We start from the raw sequence: 15,555 nt of genomic DNA on the forward strand, positions 1-15,555 counted from the left end.
ATAATTATGTTGTTAATCATAAAATAGAATGTATTCCTAAAGTTATACCGTATATAAATTTTTTTATATTTAAAATGTGGGAAAAGTTGATTTTCTTAAATGTAATCCACTGATTTTTAACAAATAATAATAAAACAAATTATTAACTAAACTAAGAAAGGGAGAAAAATGATGCCATCAATATTTTGGTTGATTCCTGTCTGCTCTGCATTAGCATTAGGCTTTGCTTACTATTTCTTTAAAGAGATGATGAAGGCCGATGAAGGAACAGATACAATGAAAAAGATTGCACTTCACGTGCGTACAGGTGCAATGGCGTACCTAAGACAACAGTACAAAGTTGTGAGTATTGTGTTTGTTATTTTAACACTGATTTTTGTGCTTCTTGCCTATGTTCTTAAAATTCAGAATCCTTGGGTGCCTTTTGCGTTTATCACAGGAGGTTTCTTTAGCGGTTTATCTGGATATTTTGGGATGAAGACCGCTACATACGCTTCAGCTCGTGCGGCTAACGCAGCGCAAAAATCGCTGAACGATGGTCTTAAGATTGCCTTTCGTTCAGGTGCTGTAATGGGCTTGGTTGTAGTTGGTTTAGGTTTATTTGATATATCAATTTGGTTCTGGGCGTTAAATCATATAATAGGTGTTTTGGATAATACTACCAATGCAGCAATTGCAAGCGATCCTTCAATGAAACTAATTATCGTCACAACAACTACCCTTACTTTTGGAATGGGTGCTTCAACCCAGGCATTGTTTGCACGTGTTGGTGGTGGTATTTTTACAAAAGCTGCCGATGTTGGAGCTGACCTCGTAGGTAAAGTTGAGGCTGGTATTCCAGAAGATGATCCACGTAACCCAGCTACCATTGCCGATAACGTAGGCGATAACGTAGGTGACGTTGCTGGTATGGGTGCTGACCTTTACGAATCGTATTGTGGAGCTATTCTTTCAACCGCAGCTCTTGGTGCTTCTGGTTTTACCGCTGCCGCTCTTACGGGTGCTGGTTTTGCAAGCAGAGCAACAGATCCGAACATTCAGTTTAATGCTGTTATTGCTCCTATGCTTATTGCTGCAATTGGTATCATTTTATCAATTCTTGGAATCTTCATGGTTCGTACTAAAGAGGGTGCTTCGCAGAAACAACTTTTGGCTGCTTTGGGCCGTGGGGTAAATATTAGTTCTTTCTTTATTGCTGTTTTCTCTTTCTTGATTCTTTGGTATTTAGATCTTCCAAACTACACTGGGATTTGGGGTTCAATGGTAATAGGATTAGTTGCGGGTATAGGTATTGGAAAATCAACAGAATACTATACCTCATCAGCATACAAACCAACTCAAAGAATTGCTGCATCATCACAAACAGGACCTGCTACTGTTATTATTAATGGTATTGGTATTGGAATGATATCTGTAGCTATTCCCGTACTTATTGTAAGCGTTGCAATTATTTTTGCATTCCTTTTTGCAGCTGGTTTCCATTTTGAAAATATTAACATGGGTCTTTATGGTATTGCTATTGCTGCTGTTGGTATGCTTTCAACATTAGGTATCACTCTTGCTACCGATGCTTACGGTCCAATCGCCGATAACGCTGGTGGTAATGCTGAGATGAGTCACTTAGGCCCTGAGGTTCGTCAACGTACCGATGCTTTAGATGCACTGGGTAATACAACCGCTGCAACTGGTAAAGGATTTGCTATTGGTTCTGCTGCTTTAACAGCATTGGCTCTATTAGCTGCTTATATTGAGGAGATAAAAGTTGGAGTTGCTCGTATTCCCGAGAAAGCTCTTGCTTTTGCCGATACGGTTGGTCATAAAATTCAGGATGCATCTATTACAGAAATTATGCATTACTATAACATCGACCTAATGAATCCACGCGTACTTGTAGGTGCTTTTTTAGGTTCAATGGCTGCATTCCTTTTCTGCGGTTTAACTATGACTGCTGTTGGTCGTGCTGCACAAAAAATGGTTGAGGAAGTTCGTCGTCAGTTCAGAGAGATTAAAGGTATTCTTGAAGGTACTGCTGAACCTGATTATGCTCGTTGTGTTGAGATATCAACCAAAGGTGCACAAAAAGAAATGTTATTCCCTTCACTACTAGCAATTATTATACCTGTTGCAACTGGTATTTTATTTGGAGTTGCTGGCGTTATGGGACTACTACTTGGTAGTACTGCTACTGGATTTATCCTTGCTATTTTTATGGCAAATGCTGGCGGTGCATGGGATAATGCTAAGAAATATATCGAGGAAGGTAACTATGGTGGAAAAGGTTCTGACGCACATCATGCTGCAGTAACCGGCGATACCGTTGGTGATCCATTCAAAGATACATCTGGCCCAAGTTTAAACATCCTAATCAAACTTATGAGTATGGTATCAATCGTTGTGGTTGGTGTTACATTAGCTTATGCATTGATGTAGAGAAAAAATCTATATAAATAAAAAGAGCCGAATATTCTTCGGCTCTTTTTATTTATATCATATTGGAATTTAGAGTGGAACAACCTGTCCCTGAACAATTTTGAATACTTGCCATACATCACCAGTAATATTTGAAGGAATATAAAAAGTATTAAGCAACTTATTGTTCCCATTAATGTTTCCGAAAACCCATACAGTAGCTTTTGAGCTATTAATAGATTGTGCTGAAGGGTTTATCTCAGCAGAATAATTCTTAACGAAGAAAAGGTAATTTGCATTAGGATTTAGCTGGTCAACCGTAATTGTTTCGGGGCCGTAACCATCCATATCATCCCTATCGAGTTGACCGGTACCATCATTAAGTACTCGTGTGTTTCTATAGCTAATGTGGTAGGAGTTTTCCTTTACAAAATGTGCATCCAAATCCTCGGGCTGTTGATCCCATGAGAGTACAACCCTAAATTGATCGATATTCAACATAGGAGAAACATAGTATCTGTTTCTAAGAATAGTTTCGGCAGCAACATCTATCTCTGCAAGCGCGCTGATATATCCTTTTTTCTTAAAAATGGCTTTTAAAAGACCATCGGGTTGCCTAGGAAACATTGCTCTACCCGCAGAATCAGTTGTGAAGGTTCCTATATTTGCTATCATGATTTCAGCCCCTTCCACTGGATCACCAGTAACTGCATCAAAGAAACGGATAGTGAAGATATTGTTATCCCTTTCCTGAAATACATCCTCCATTATTTGATCCATCTTTTTGTGCTGGGCAAATATTGGGAGAATACTAATTATTAGTATTGCTACCAGAAAATGAAATTTGAAGTTTTTCATGAGAATAATTTTATATTATACGATTGATTTATAGTAAGATGAAAATGTCAAAGTAACCGTTTATAAATTATAATCATGGAACACCCATATTTTATTTATCACCTTTAGTTTTAGTCTACAACATGAGTGTTTCATTCGAATAATATTTGGTTAAACTGCTGTTATATTGAATATTATTAATAATAGTAACATAATTTATGTGTTACCATTGTGTGCGCCTATAGTATGTTTATCGCATTTTGCGATAATATGCTGTATTGGAATTTCACAAACTGTTGTATAATAAAATGATAATAACCTTTGGTGTTGCTTTATGGTAATTATCTCAAATGTGCATAATTAGCTTAAAAAATCTCAAAAAGTGTAAACCTTACTATTTACCATCAACACAAAAGGAAACTAATCTTATAAAGTCTTGCTCTTTTGAGATATCTATTTTGTTATCACTTATATAAGCCTTTATTGAATCCTTTTTAGTAGGAAATATCTTCATAAGATCTCGCACTTTATAAATTCCGGTAAGTTTATCGTTATAAAGAATATAGTAATACTTATTAAGAGTGATATCAACGTTTATTTTATCCTGCTTATTATAGTTATCGCCTAGGGTAGTACCTTTTCCATAAGACTCTGATACTGAGGAGTATGATGAGGTTGACGAAGTTTCTAGCGATATTCCATAAGGACCTTTTGCTTCATCGTTATTTTTTATTACCGATTTTCGCTTTAGTAGTAAAAAGTAATTCTGTGAAGTATACAGCCTTTCGTAGAATTCATTATTAATGACGTGGAAAAATCGCTTTGAATAGCTGATGCTTTTTATCTTATCTAGCCCCACCATCTTTAGCAATTTCTTCTCTTTATCAAGAAAATAGATGCCATTGTCCAATAGGCTATAGTTCATCTGAGCAACACTGGATTTTCCATCGGTAAAGTATACACGACCAGAATAAAATAACGTATCGAGAAATTGAGATTTTAATGATAAGGTTTCAATTAAATTGATTTTGGTTTTATCGGAAACAACAGTATTAATTTTTTCTTGCCCTAAGCAGGCAATAGTAAATTGAATTAATAGTAGTAAAACGGTTATTTTTTTCATAAAAAATCTTTTTGATAGGAATTCTCTTAAATATTTGATTTCAGCAGATTATTAAGGTTGACTATGTTTACTTTTCTCGAAAAAACGCCAATACTTTTTGGATTTTTATCAAGTACGTCTCTTGATCTCATCACGAATTTTTGATGCTTTTTCGTAATCCTCATTATTAACAGCCTCGTCAAGTATTGATTTTAGTTCAGATAAAGACATCTTACTAAACAGCGTTGAATCTATGTTCTCCTTCTTTTCAATAGGAGTTGCTGTTTTTTCAGGTTCATCATCGGTACCATCAAATTCAAGAATTATGCCAGCTTTCTCGATAATATCCTCCGTAGTATATATAGGGCATTTAAAACGAAGGGCAAGTGCAATGGCATCAGATGTTCGAGCATCAATATAAACTTCCTTTTTACCATTATCGCAGTGAAGTTTGGAAAAGAACACGCCCTCTTCGAGTTTGTAAATTTGAACTTCGAGTATTTCGATGCTGAAGGATTTTGAAAAGTTTAGGAAAAGATCGTGTGTGAGCGGTCGGGGAGGGGTAAGCCCTTCAATTTGAATTGCAATGGATTGTGCTTCAAAGCCACCAATAATAATAGGGATACGTCTTTTTCCCTCTTCTTCGCTGAGAACCAGTGCGTAAGCTCCAGATTGTGTTTGGCTGTATGATATACCCAGCACATTCAGCTTAACTTTACCCATAACTAATATTCTTTAATCTGTATTTCAATAATACAAACCTAATCGAATTTAGTTTAAAATACAAGGGTATTTTCTTCAAAATAGATATTTCATGAGATTGATATTTTAATAGTTTATCATTCAAGATAGTTTCTATGTTCTCTATTTTATTACCTTTGTGCCTCCATAAATAGGGCATTCCATTAAAAGATAAAAAATTGCTTGATAATTCTTTGTGAATTATCATAACTTTTATACTTTTGCAAGCCCAAAAGTGTTGAACAAACATAACGAATTAAGATGTACGCAATTGTAGATATAGCTGGTCAACAATTCAAAGTTGAAAAAGACCAGAAGGTTTTTGTTCACCGTCAAGAAGGTGAAGCCGGAGCTGAATTAAGTTTCGAGAAAGTACTGCTTGTTGATAAAGATGGTAAAGTAACTATAGGTGCGCCCGAAGTTAAAAATGCAAAGGTAACTGCAAAGATACTTGCGCATGTAAAAGGCGATAAAGTTATCATTTTTAAGAAAAACAGGCGCAAAGGGTATAAACTGAAAAAAGGACATCGTCAACAGTTTACCCAAATTCAGATTGAAGAAATCGTTGCATAATCATTCAAAAATATTGAGCAATGGCACACAAAAAAGGAGCCGGTAGTACAAGAAACGGTAGAGAGTCGCATAGTAAACGACTTGGCGTGAAACTCTTTGGTGGTCAAACTGCCAAAGCTGGTAGCATACTTGTTCGTCAGCGCGGAACAGTTCACAATCCAGGTGTAAATGTTGGTATTGGTAAAGACCATACTCTTTATGCACTTGTAGATGGTGTTGTTTCTTTCCGTAAAAAAGCTGATTCTAAATCATTTGTATCAGTTCTTCCAGTGGAAGAATAGGGATATAATTTTTTTACCTAATTTTAGTCTCCTGTTCAAGTCGATAAATCGGCGATGTTCAGGAGATTATTTTTTGTTAAAAATAATTTAAGAACAAGGATTGCCTTCGGCGAACTCATAAACTCGGTTAACGATTTATAATTTTTGATGTTCATGCAATGAATAAATCTGAATTAGAAGAGCGTTTAGTTACCTTTTCAGTTTTAATTATTGATCTGGTAAATGAAATGCCGAATACTAAAGCAGGTAATCTCCGGTCAAATAGTTCGATCAGGAACTTCGGTTTCTCTTAACTATGGAGAGGCTCAAAGTGGGGAATCGAGAAGAGACTTTGTTCATAAAATTAAGGTTGTACTTAAAGAATTAAGAGAAACCTATATCTGTTTGAAAATTTTTAATAGAACTAAACTTTACAAAACAGAAGAAATTATTCAAACCGCATTGAAAGAAAACAATGAACTTATTTCGATATTTGTAAAAAGTGTAGAAACGGCTCAGAAGAATATGGAGAACTAGAATAGTATTGTTTGGTGAATAATCGAAAATCACAATTCGTTAATCCTTGTTCTTAAATCAAATTAAAAATAAATATCAATTAACGATAATAATTATATGCTTACCCTAAAAGTAATTCGCGAAAATAAAGAAGAAGTAATTAAACGATTGGCGGTTAAGAACTTCGATGGAAAAGAGATAATTGAAAATGTAATTACACTTGACGACGAGCGTAAGGCAATTCAACTCCAGCTTGATGGGAATCTTGCTGAGCAGAATAATATTGCAAAGCAGATTGGTAAATTATTTTCGGAAGGAAAAGTTGATGAGGCGAACTCTGCAAAGCAAAGAACGGCTGATCTTAAGGAGCAGTCAAAACTTTTATCACAGAAATTATCTGATGCTGAGAAAGAGTTAAACCAAACACTTGTAAAAATTCCTAACCTTCCTCATGCATCTGTACCTCTGGGACATGGTGCAAAAGATAATGTTGAAGTTCGTTCTGGCGGAACAATTCCTAAACTGCACGAGGGTGCTCAACCTCATTGGGAGCTTACTAAAAAGTACGATATTATTGATTTTGAACTTGGTGTTAAGTTAACTGGGGCAGGATTTCCTGTTTATAAGGGTAAAGGTGCAAAGTTACAGCGTGCTCTTATTAACTTTTTTCTTGATGAGAACACATCCGCAGGGTATCAGGAGATACAGCCGCCGTTAATGGTTAATGAGGATTCAGGATATGGTACAGGTCAGCTGCCCGATAAGGATAGCCAGATGTATCATGTTGGGTTAGATAATTTTTATCTGATTCCAACAGCAGAGGTTCCGGTAACGAATATTTATCGTGATGTTGTTCTAAATGCAACACAATTTCCAATAAAGATGACAGCATATACGCCTTGTTTCCGTCGTGAAGCAGGTTCTTACGGAAAAGATGTTCGTGGATTAAACCGATTACATCAATTCGATAAAGTTGAAATTGTTCAACTCCAACATCCCGAAAAGTCTTATGATACGCTTGAGGAAATGGTATTGCACGTTGAGAATATTCTGAAGAAATTAGAGTTACCATACAGAATATTGAGACTTTGCGGTGGCGATATGAGTTTCACCTCAGCTCTCACCTACGATTTCGAAGTTTTTTCTGCTGGGCAGGATAAATGGCTTGAGGTTAGTTCAACATCTAACTTTGAATCTTTCCAAGCAAACCGAATGATGCTAAGATTTAAAGAGGAGGGTGATAAGAAAACCCAAATTGCACATACATTAAATGGTAGTTCACTTGCATTACCACGTATAGTTGCTTCAATCCTAGAGAATAACCAAACACCAGAGGGAATTAGAATTCCAAAGGCTCTTCAAAAGTTCTGTGGGTTTGAAATGATTGACTAATTATTGGTATGAATAGTTGTTAACCCTGTTAGAGCCTTAAACTCTAACAGGGTTTTCTCATTTTAGTTTCTCAATATGTTTACTTGTCCAACATCTCGCTTAGCTCAACCATTTTAATAAAATCCGCTCTATAACCAAACTCATCTAACCCTGCAGAATTTTTTGCTCGTTTTAGAACAGTAGCATACGATGAGGTTCCTTTAAATTCAGATTCACGAAGAAGCATTCCAAATTCTGCAACTGCCGATGCGAATTTGATGTTATTGGAATTCTTTGTTTTACCTGTTTCTACCTTTTCAACAATCAGTTTGCTAATATCCTCATCGGGTTTTTTGTAACGAACCTTAACGGTCATCATATTCTTGCTGTCTGAAACTACCGATTGTTTTTGGTATTCAAGGGGATCTACATTTGAAATGGTTTCTTCGGAATCAGATGGGATAATTTCGTAGAGGGCAGTAACGGTGTGACCACACCCTATTTCTCCTGCATCCTTTTTATCGTCATTGAAATCTTCCTTATTAAGTAATCTGTTTTCGTAACCTATCAGCCTGTATGCCTTAACCTTACTTGGATTGAATTCGATTTGTATTTTAACATCCTTTGCAATAGTGTAAAGGGTTCCCCAAAGTTCAGTTCCAAATACTTTCTTGGCTTCCAGTAGATTGTCAATGTAGGAGTAGTTGCCGTTGCCAGCATCGGCTATTTTTTCCATCTTCGAATCTTTATAGTTGCCCATTCCAACTCCAAGTATCGAGAGGAAAATACCATCTTTTCTCTTCTCCTCAATTAATCTTACCATCTCAGCATCGCTGCTGGCTCCAATATTGAAATCGCCATCGGTTGCAAGAATAACACGGTTATTTCCTCCTTTAATGAAGTTTTGTTTTGCAATTGCATAAGCAAGATTAATGCCCTCGCCACCTGCCGTTGAGCCACCTGCTTGGAGTTTATCTATAGATGCGATAATAGTTTCTTTCATGTTCCCTGAGGTTGATTCGAGCACAACACCTGCTGCACCTGCGTATACAACAATTGCAACTTTATCGACCGAGCGAAGATTCTCAACCAAATATTTGAAAGATCTTTTTATTAACGGTAGTTTATTGGGTTGATCCATGGAACCTGAAACATCGAGTAGGAAAACAAGATTGCTTGGAGGAATCTGCTTATCATTAAGATTTTCCCCTTTTAAGCCAACTAAAACAAGGTTGTGTTTCTCGTTCCAAGGGCATTTTTCGCCTTCAATGGTAATAGAGAATGGATGTCCATTGGTGGGTTGTGGGTATTCATAATCGAAATAGTTAATCATCTCCTCAATTCTTACAGCGTCTTTTACTGGTTTTTGATTCTGGGTCAGAAATCTACGGATATTTGAGTAGGAAGCTTTATCAACATCAATAGAAAATGTGGAAAGGGGATTATTGATCACATCCTTGAAACCATTCTCGCTGATTACATCGTACGATTCGGTGTTGAATTCCTGTGGTTGATAACATACAACACTCGGAGATGCATAGTTGGCATAACCCTCACTTTTTGCTCTGGAAGACATTGCCATGCCTGTTGTGAACATCTCCTTTTTTGTTTCAACAACAATCTCATCACTAGCCGTTAAACTATCTACAATAGTTGATGACTTTAGACTTATTTTTAGATTTGTGGTTGTTCCCGAAGTAATGTTCACCTTTTTGTTTACATAGATATCGTAACCTTGAGCGGTTACTTTAACTGAGTATGTTCCTTGACTAAGACTAAACGAAAATACACCGTTATTTCCAGTTGAATTACTAGAGATATTTTTTCCGTTTTGGAATACCTCTACAAGTGCGTTTGGAATAGCCGTTCCCGTACTCCTATCTGTAACTATTCCTGAAAGAATCCCTGTTTGTAGATTTAGAGTCATTGATGTGCATAGCACCATCATTCCGATTAAAGAAATTAAAGCTTTCATAATTTTAGTATTTAAGTTTAACATTTGCTTGTTTTACTAAATGGATACAAAGAGGAAGGGAATTCCATAAAATGATGATGGATTTTTTTAATTTTACCAAAAGTGAGTTTAAAATATTTGTGTCAAAATATTAATAACACAGAGGACACAGAGGATTTCACAGAGTTACACGGAGAATGCAAATTAAAACTAACATATCTGCTTTAAATGATGTTGAACTTATCGACCTTTATAAAGAAAAGGGAGATAAAGGGATTGTTGGTGAGTTATATAAAAGGTATACCCGTTTTGCATTTTCAATCTGCATGAAATATATTAAGGATGAGGAGGGTAGCAAAGATGCTGTGATGCAGGTTTTTGAAAAGTTATTTGTTGATTTAAAGAGGCATCAGGTAACAAACTTTAAATCGTGGTTACACTCGGTACTCAAAAATCATTGTTTGCATATCATCAGGGATAACCAGTATAAATTGACCAAGGAGAAGGAAGCGATAAATTCTTATGAAAATCTTGTGGAAAATCAGTTCCATTTGTATCAAGATAATGACGATGGTTTTGAGGAGAAGGTTGATAATTTGGAGATGGAACTATGCAACCTCTCGCATGAGCAAAGGGTTTGCGTTGAACTTTTCTACCTGAAAGATAAGTGCTACCAAGAGGTTGCAGAAATAACAGGCTATACAATGAATCAGGTGAAAAGCCATATACAGAACGGGAAGCGAAACCTGAAAATCAGTTTGCAACAAAATGAAGACAAAAGATAATATATCGAATGGTAATGAGGCGTGTGTAGGCTCTGATATGCTTTTAAAGTATGTTAAGGGAGAACTTTCGGGGCAGGAGAGAAATATGGTAGAAAAGCACCTTTCAATATGCGAGATGTGTAGCGATGAGCTGGAGGGGCTGTTGTTATTAGATGATCATAATAAGGTGGATAGTATTGTCAACGAGCTTAATATTAGAGTTGATAAGTTAGTTGACGGGAAGAGTAAAGTAATTCCTGCATGGAGTTTTTATCTTAGGATTGCAGCCTCCATTACTTTAATACTTGGAATATCAACAATAGTGTATTTTACTGCTATTAGGAAAGCCCCAACAACCATTATATCTGATAATGTGGTGAGTGAAAAACCGAAACCTGCTACATCTCAAAATGCCGAAAAGATTGAAGCACCGAAGGAAATTGAGAAGATCAAGAGGATGGAGAAGCAGGAATTTACCCAAAGTGAAGCATCGAAAAGAAGTGAAAAAACTATTGAATTTGAAGGTAAACCGAAAGAGGCTGAATTTAAGTATGTTGCTCCAGTTGTGGTGGATAGTTTAAACGAGATTATTGCAGATGAAAAGGTAATGGATGATGTGAAATTGGCGACAACCGATTCATTATTACCAACTAGCGAATCAATTGTAACTGGTCAGGTAACAGCAGAAGCATATATACCTGCTAAATCAGAAAGTGTTGAAAGAAAAAAATTATCCTCGAATAAGGAGGTTTCAATGATGGATGCGGCATCGGGAGTGGCTGCATCTAGAGAATTTGGTGCGATGGAGACATATAATTTCAAGAAGGAATCGGCTATTAATCTGTACCTTAAAGGAAAATATCAAGATGCACTTCCTATTTTTAGTGGGTTGAATGATGATTTTCCTGCCAGTGACACTATTCAATTTTACATGTTGATGAGTTACTATCATCTAAATCGAATAGAGAGGGCAATTTCTATATTCGAAAAATTAATAATTCAACGACAAAGTATTTTCTATAATGAAGCAAAATGGTATTATGCGTTGTCGCTAATTAAATATAATAGGAAAGAGAAGGCAATTGGCGTGCTTAATGAAATATTATCAGAGGAATCGTCCTTTAAAGATCTGGCAAAAGAGGAACTGAAAAAGTTAAATGGAAATAAATAAGACCTACACAATAGATTCCTTTTTGTATATTTCACCATTCTTTATAAAACATGAAAAACCAAAAAATTGCCTATACTTTTGCAGGGTTTGTTATCCTTTTCTGGGGGACTTCAGCCACTGCATTTAAAATAGGACTTCAGTATTTTAACTTTATTCAACTACTTTTTTGGGCATCGCTTTTTGCCACTATTATTTTATTTTTTGTATTAATCTTTCAGGGAAAATTCTTACAAGTTTTTAAGATGGGTAAGACCCAGCTTAAGTGGTCAATCTTTCTTGGTTTCCTGAATCCTTTCCTATACTATTTTGTACTCTTTAAGGCATATGATCTACTTCCGGCACAGGTAGCCCAACCACTCAACTATATTTGGCCAATTATCCTTGTACTACTATCAATTCCAATTCTTGGACAGAAGTTGACGGCAAAGAATATTATAGCATTGATTATAAGTTTTGTAGGTGTAGTCTTTATTTCATCGCAGGGGAATATCGATATCTTCTCTAAAAGTAATCCTCTAGGCGTTTTTCTTGCCCTATTTAGTTCAACTATATGGGCACTGTTTTGGCTTTATAATGTTCGCGATAAGAATAGGGATGAGGCTGTGAAGCTTTTCCTTAATTTTTTCTTTGCTTCAATATTCACACTATTTGTTGGAGTTTTTACAAAAGATTTTTGGATTATCTCCGCTAATGGATTATTTGCTTCAGCCTATATTGGTGCTTTTGAAATGGGAATTACCTTTGTACTTTGGTTAAAGGCTTTGAACTATGCCGATAATACAGCACGGTTAAGTAACATTATATATTTAGTGCCATTTGTGGCTCTGCTATTCATTAAACTAATACTTGGAGAAACTATTTACTGGACTACTATTGTTGGTCTAGTGCTTATTATTAGCGGGATTATATATCAGCAATTACGCTCTAAAGCGATTCAAAACATTTAAAAATATAAAAATGAATACAAGTATTTTAAAAAAGATTTTATCCATTATGTTTTTTGGAATTGCTATTTATGCACTCCAGAATTGTAAAAAAGAAGAAACTAATTGGGATAAACTGGCAAACAAAGAGTTGCTTAGCGTAATGAAAGATTACTACTATTGGTATGATAAGTTACCAACAGTAGATCCTAATAGCTATAAAGATCCCAGTACGCTGATTGAGACATTACGAGTTAATCCTCCCGATAGGTGGAGTTATGTTACAACAAAGCAAGAACTTGAAGCTTACTACAATTCGGGAGCATATTATGGATTTGGGTTTGGTAGTTCTTTCGATCAGAATGGAAAATTATGGATTATTTATGTTTATAAAAGTTCCCCATTTACTGAAAAAGGAATTAATAGAGGGTGGCAGATTAGTTCAATTGATGGGGTAACCCCAACGCCCGAAAACTATAATCAAATTATTGGGGAAAGTGCTGCGGGTGTTTCCAAAACCATAGTATTTATTTCACCTGATGGAAACAGTTTTACTTACACATTTACCAAATTTGAAGTAGCGGTTAATTCTGTGTTGTTTGATTCGGTATATACCATTAGTTCTAAAAAAATAGCCTATATGGTTCTTAACACCTTTATTACGCCAACCATTAGGGAAGTAAATACTTGTTTTGCGAAATTTAAGAGCGAAAATGTTGATGAACTAATTGTTGATTTAAGATACAATGGTGGTGGTTCTATCAGCGTTTCCGATACCGTTGCAAGTTTAATTGGAGGTAATGCTGCAAATGGAGGAGTTTATACAAACTATGTTTATAATGACAAACATTCAGACTCAAATAAATCAATCTTTTTCAGGTCACTTTCAAACACTCTTACGCTTAACCGTGTAGTATTTATAACTGACAGGGGAACAGCCTCGGCAAGTGAGTTAGTAATTAATGGGTTGAAACCTTTTATGCCTGTGTGTTTAATTGGTTCGAAAACTCATGGAAAACCAGTAGGTATGCGTTCTTTCACTTATAATGAGGTTGACTGGGCTTTTTTACCCGTTTGCTTTTCATTGAAAAACGCGAATAATGAAGGTGATTATTTTGATGGTTTAGCGGTAAATGTTGATGCAGCCGATGATGTTTCAAAACCATTTGGGGATTTCCGAGAGGCAAGTTTTGCTGCTGCGCTTACATATCTGGGTGTTTCAACAGGAAAGGGTGAAATGATTAAAACATCATTGCGAGCAAAGAGGATGACTGGTAAAGGGCTGTACGAAGAGATAGGAGCGTGGTAATTAATTTTTTGTAGTTGTAAAGTGAATGACTATTGTTAGCGAAAGAATAATTCTAGGTATTGATCCTGGCACAAATGTGCTTGGCTATGCAATTATTAAGTGCGAAGGAAAGAATAAAATTGAACTTATAGTTCTTGGGGTAATTGAGCTTAAAAAGTATAGCGATCACTACCTAAAACTTAAAGCTATTTACGAACGAATTCAACAGCTGGTTGATGAGTACCATCCCGATGAGGTTGCCATAGAGGCTCCATTCTTTGGTAAAAACGTGCAGAGTATGCTTAAACTTGGTAGAGCGCAAGGGGTTGCAATGGCAGCAGCGCTTTCGCGCTCAGTTCCAATATTTGAGTATGCGCCAAGAAAAATCAAACAGTCCATTACAGGGCAAGGTGCTGCCTCAAAAGAGCAGGTTGCTGCAATGCTATGCTCAATACTTAAAGTGAAGGACTTTCCTGGCGCAAAACTCGATGCTACTGATGCACTTGGAGCAGCCGTTTGTCACTTCTATCAAGGCTCGGCAGTATCAGGTGGAAAAGGAAAGGCTTCCAGCTGGGAGTCATTTGTTAAAAATAATCCGGATAGGGTGAAGGGGAATAGTTGATAACCGTATAAGGTTAAATGAAAAATCCCTTCCAGTTAAGAGGGGATGATTAAATCTGATGCATAGCATTTTATATCTTAGATCAATACCCCTATTAAACAAATTCTTTCGAAATCTTTTCTGCAATCTCCTTTAGCCTTTCAGGGGTAAGTTTGAGTTTTGGTTTAAAGAAATTAATATCCGATTCATTAACTAGGGGTACAAGATGAATATGGGCGTGAGGAACTTCTAACCCAAGAACCGCTAAACCAATACGCTTGCAAGCGATTGTTTTCTCAATTGCTTTTGCAACCCTTTTAGAGAATAGGGTTAGGCCAGCAAGAGTTTCATCATCTACGTCAAATAAGTAGTCTACTTCTTGCTTAGGGATAACGAGGGTATGACCTTCTACCAAGGGGTTAATGTCGAGAAATGCGAAATACCTTTCATCCTCGGCAATCTTATAAGAGGGAATTTCGCCCTTAGCGATTCTTGAGAAGATGGTAGCCATAGTTTATATTATTTATGGTTTAACGTGATATTTCAACGATTTGGAACTGAACTGTTCCCGAGGGTATTTGAACATCAACAATATCCCCAACTTTTTTGCCCATAAGGGCTTTGGCAATTGGAGTCCCAACCGAAAGTTTACCAATTTTTAGATTAGCTTCGGATTCGGCAACCAGAACATACTCCACCATTGCCTTGGTTTTCAGATTTTTAAGTTTAATTTTATTGAGAATCTGAACCTTTGAAATATCAATACGCGATTCATCAATTATTCTTGAGTTGGCAACCGTATCCTCCAACTTTGATATTTTAAGTTCAAGCATACCTTGGGCTTCTTTAGCGGCATCATACTCTGCATTTTCAGATAGATCGCCTTTGTCGCGTGCTTCCGCAATCATTTTCGAAATTGCGGGTCTCTCAACGCTTTTAAGATGATTAAGCTCCGCCTGAAGTTTATGTAAACCTTCTTCGGTTAAATAAACAACTTTTGACATTTTAACCTCCTGATTCATTATAAATAGGGTAAATAAAAAAG

15 protein-coding genes and 1 pseudogene are annotated in these 15,555 nt (G+C 36.2%); 10 read left to right on the forward strand and 6 right to left on the reverse strand.

The genetic code is table 11. From position 1 onward, the window contains the following. Positions 1-168 precede the first annotated feature (168 nt). Positions 169-2,430, forward strand: coding sequence for a sodium-translocating pyrophosphatase (locus tag HOO91_03135; GenBank protein NOU16537.1), 2,262 nt, complete (start codon positions 169-171; stop codon positions 2,428-2,430). Between the two features lie 69 nt (positions 2,431-2,499). Here HOO91_03135 and HOO91_03140 read toward each other — a convergent pair whose 3' ends face one another. The 3 genes from HOO91_03140 to HOO91_03150 form a co-directional block, all read right to left on the reverse strand. After that, positions 2,500-3,267, reverse strand: a complete 768-nt coding sequence (locus tag HOO91_03140) for a hypothetical protein (protein ID NOU16538.1) — start codon at positions 3,265-3,267, stop codon at positions 2,500-2,502. 373 nt (positions 3,268-3,640) lie between these two features. Beyond that, positions 3,641-4,369 carry a hypothetical protein gene (locus HOO91_03145; protein ID NOU16539.1) on the reverse strand — a complete coding sequence of 243 codons (729 nt, stop codon included), beginning with the start codon at positions 4,367-4,369 and terminating at the stop codon, positions 3,641-3,643. 108 nt (positions 4,370-4,477) lie between these two features. Then, positions 4,478-5,071: a bifunctional nuclease family protein gene (locus tag HOO91_03150; protein NOU16540.1), complete on the reverse strand. Its 594-nt coding sequence runs from the start codon at positions 5,069-5,071 to the stop codon at positions 4,478-4,480. Between the two features lie 279 nt (positions 5,072-5,350). On the opposite strand from HOO91_03150, the gene rplU reads away from it, so the two are divergent. From rplU to serS, 4 genes and pseudogenes are all read left to right on the forward strand, one after another. Next, the gene (gene rplU / locus HOO91_03155; GenBank protein NOU16541.1) at positions 5,351-5,662 is read left to right on the forward strand and encodes a 50S ribosomal protein L21; all 312 of its coding nucleotides are present in this window, start codon (positions 5,351-5,353) and stop codon (positions 5,660-5,662) included. Positions 5,663-5,682: 20 nt separating this feature from the next. Next, complete coding sequence (rpmA, locus tag HOO91_03160) at positions 5,683-5,943, forward strand: 50S ribosomal protein L27 (GenBank protein ID NOU16542.1); 261 nt, start codon at positions 5,683-5,685, stop codon at positions 5,941-5,943. Positions 5,944-6,101: 158 nt separating this feature from the next. Further along, positions 6,102-6,459 (forward strand): annotated as a pseudogene (locus HOO91_03165) (four helix bundle protein). Between the two features lie 96 nt (positions 6,460-6,555). Then, the gene (gene serS / locus HOO91_03170; GenBank protein NOU16543.1) at positions 6,556-7,830 is read left to right on the forward strand and encodes a serine--tRNA ligase; all 1,275 of its coding nucleotides are present in this window, start codon (positions 6,556-6,558) and stop codon (positions 7,828-7,830) included. 79 nt (positions 7,831-7,909) lie between these two features. Here the strand turns inward: serS and HOO91_03175 are convergent, their stop codons facing one another. Then, a complete protein-coding gene (locus HOO91_03175) occupies positions 7,910-9,784 on the reverse strand; it encodes a DUF3520 domain-containing protein (protein NOU16544.1) in 1,875 nt (624 codons plus the stop codon). A 176-nt stretch (positions 9,785-9,960) separates the two neighbouring features. Here HOO91_03175 and HOO91_03180 point away from each other — a divergent pair, with 176 nt between their 5' ends. The 5 genes from HOO91_03180 to ruvC are packed head-to-tail and all read left to right on the forward strand — an operon-like array spanning position 9,961 to position 14,531. Then, the gene (locus tag HOO91_03180; GenBank protein NOU16545.1) at positions 9,961-10,548 is read left to right on the forward strand and encodes a sigma-70 family RNA polymerase sigma factor; all 588 of its coding nucleotides are present in this window, start codon (positions 9,961-9,963) and stop codon (positions 10,546-10,548) included. Next, entirely contained in the window at positions 10,532-11,698 is a 1,167-nt protein-coding gene (locus HOO91_03185; protein NOU16546.1) for a hypothetical protein, read from the forward strand. The genes HOO91_03180 and HOO91_03185 overlap by 17 nt, the downstream gene beginning before the upstream one ends. 50 nt (positions 11,699-11,748) lie before the next feature. After that, the gene (locus tag HOO91_03190) at positions 11,749-12,645 is read left to right on the forward strand and encodes a DMT family transporter (protein NOU16547.1); all 897 of its coding nucleotides are present in this window, start codon (positions 11,749-11,751) and stop codon (positions 12,643-12,645) included. Positions 12,646-12,655: 10 nt separating this feature from the next. Then, on the forward strand, positions 12,656-13,930 hold the full coding sequence (locus tag HOO91_03195) for a hypothetical protein (GenBank protein ID NOU16548.1): 1,275 nt from the start codon (positions 12,656-12,658) through the stop codon (positions 13,928-13,930). Between the two features lie 25 nt (positions 13,931-13,955). Next, positions 13,956-14,531: a crossover junction endodeoxyribonuclease RuvC gene (ruvC, locus tag HOO91_03200; protein NOU16549.1), complete on the forward strand. Its 576-nt coding sequence runs from the start codon at positions 13,956-13,958 to the stop codon at positions 14,529-14,531. A gap of 94 nt (positions 14,532-14,625) precedes the next feature. Here ruvC and HOO91_03205 read toward each other — a convergent pair whose 3' ends face one another. Continuing rightward, on the reverse strand, positions 14,626-15,021 hold the full coding sequence (locus tag HOO91_03205; protein NOU16550.1) for an HIT family protein: 396 nt from the start codon (positions 15,019-15,021) through the stop codon (positions 14,626-14,628). Between the two features lie 19 nt (positions 15,022-15,040). Further along, positions 15,041-15,514: a transcription elongation factor GreA gene (gene greA / locus HOO91_03210; GenBank protein NOU16551.1), complete on the reverse strand. Its 474-nt coding sequence runs from the start codon at positions 15,512-15,514 to the stop codon at positions 15,041-15,043. Positions 15,515-15,555: the final 41 nt, after the last annotated feature.

It is taken from the genome of Bacteroidales bacterium (assembly GCA_013141385.1).
Lineage (GTDB): Bacteria > Bacteroidota > Bacteroidia > Bacteroidales > Tenuifilaceae > UBA8529.

Bases quoted from the DNA above. Each gene is read 5' to 3' on its own strand.
- HOO91_03185 (NOU16546.1), top strand. From the start codon at position 10,532: ATGAAGACAAAAGATAATATATCGAATGGTAATGAGGCGTGTGTAGGC.
- HOO91_03135 (NOU16537.1), top strand. From the start codon at position 169: ATGATGCCATCAATATTTTGGTTGATTCCTGTCTGCTCTGCATTAGCA.
- greA (NOU16551.1), bottom strand. From the start codon at position 15,514: ATGTCAAAAGTTGTTTATTTAACCGAAGAAGGTTTACATAAACTTCAG.
- rpmA (NOU16542.1), top strand. From the start codon at position 5,683: ATGGCACACAAAAAAGGAGCCGGTAGTACAAGAAACGGTAGAGAGTCG.
- HOO91_03140 (NOU16538.1), bottom strand. From the start codon at position 3,267: ATGAAAAACTTCAAATTTCATTTTCTGGTAGCAATACTAATAATTAGT.
- HOO91_03180 (NOU16545.1), top strand. From the start codon at position 9,961: ATGCAAATTAAAACTAACATATCTGCTTTAAATGATGTTGAACTTATC.
- HOO91_03150 (NOU16540.1), bottom strand. From the start codon at position 5,071: ATGGGTAAAGTTAAGCTGAATGTGCTGGGTATATCATACAGCCAAACA.
- ruvC (NOU16549.1), top strand. From the start codon at position 13,956: ATGACTATTGTTAGCGAAAGAATAATTCTAGGTATTGATCCTGGCACA.
- HOO91_03175 (NOU16544.1), bottom strand. From the start codon at position 9,784: ATGAAAGCTTTAATTTCTTTAATCGGAATGATGGTGCTATGCACATCA.
- HOO91_03145 (NOU16539.1), bottom strand. From the start codon at position 4,369: ATGAAAAAAATAACCGTTTTACTACTATTAATTCAATTTACTATTGCC.
- serS (NOU16543.1), top strand. From the start codon at position 6,556: ATGCTTACCCTAAAAGTAATTCGCGAAAATAAAGAAGAAGTAATTAAA.
- HOO91_03195 (NOU16548.1), top strand. From the start codon at position 12,656: ATGAATACAAGTATTTTAAAAAAGATTTTATCCATTATGTTTTTTGGA.
- HOO91_03190 (NOU16547.1), top strand. From the start codon at position 11,749: ATGAAAAACCAAAAAATTGCCTATACTTTTGCAGGGTTTGTTATCCTT.
- rplU (NOU16541.1), top strand. From the start codon at position 5,351: ATGTACGCAATTGTAGATATAGCTGGTCAACAATTCAAAGTTGAAAAA.
- HOO91_03205 (NOU16550.1), bottom strand. From the start codon at position 15,021: ATGGCTACCATCTTCTCAAGAATCGCTAAGGGCGAAATTCCCTCTTAT.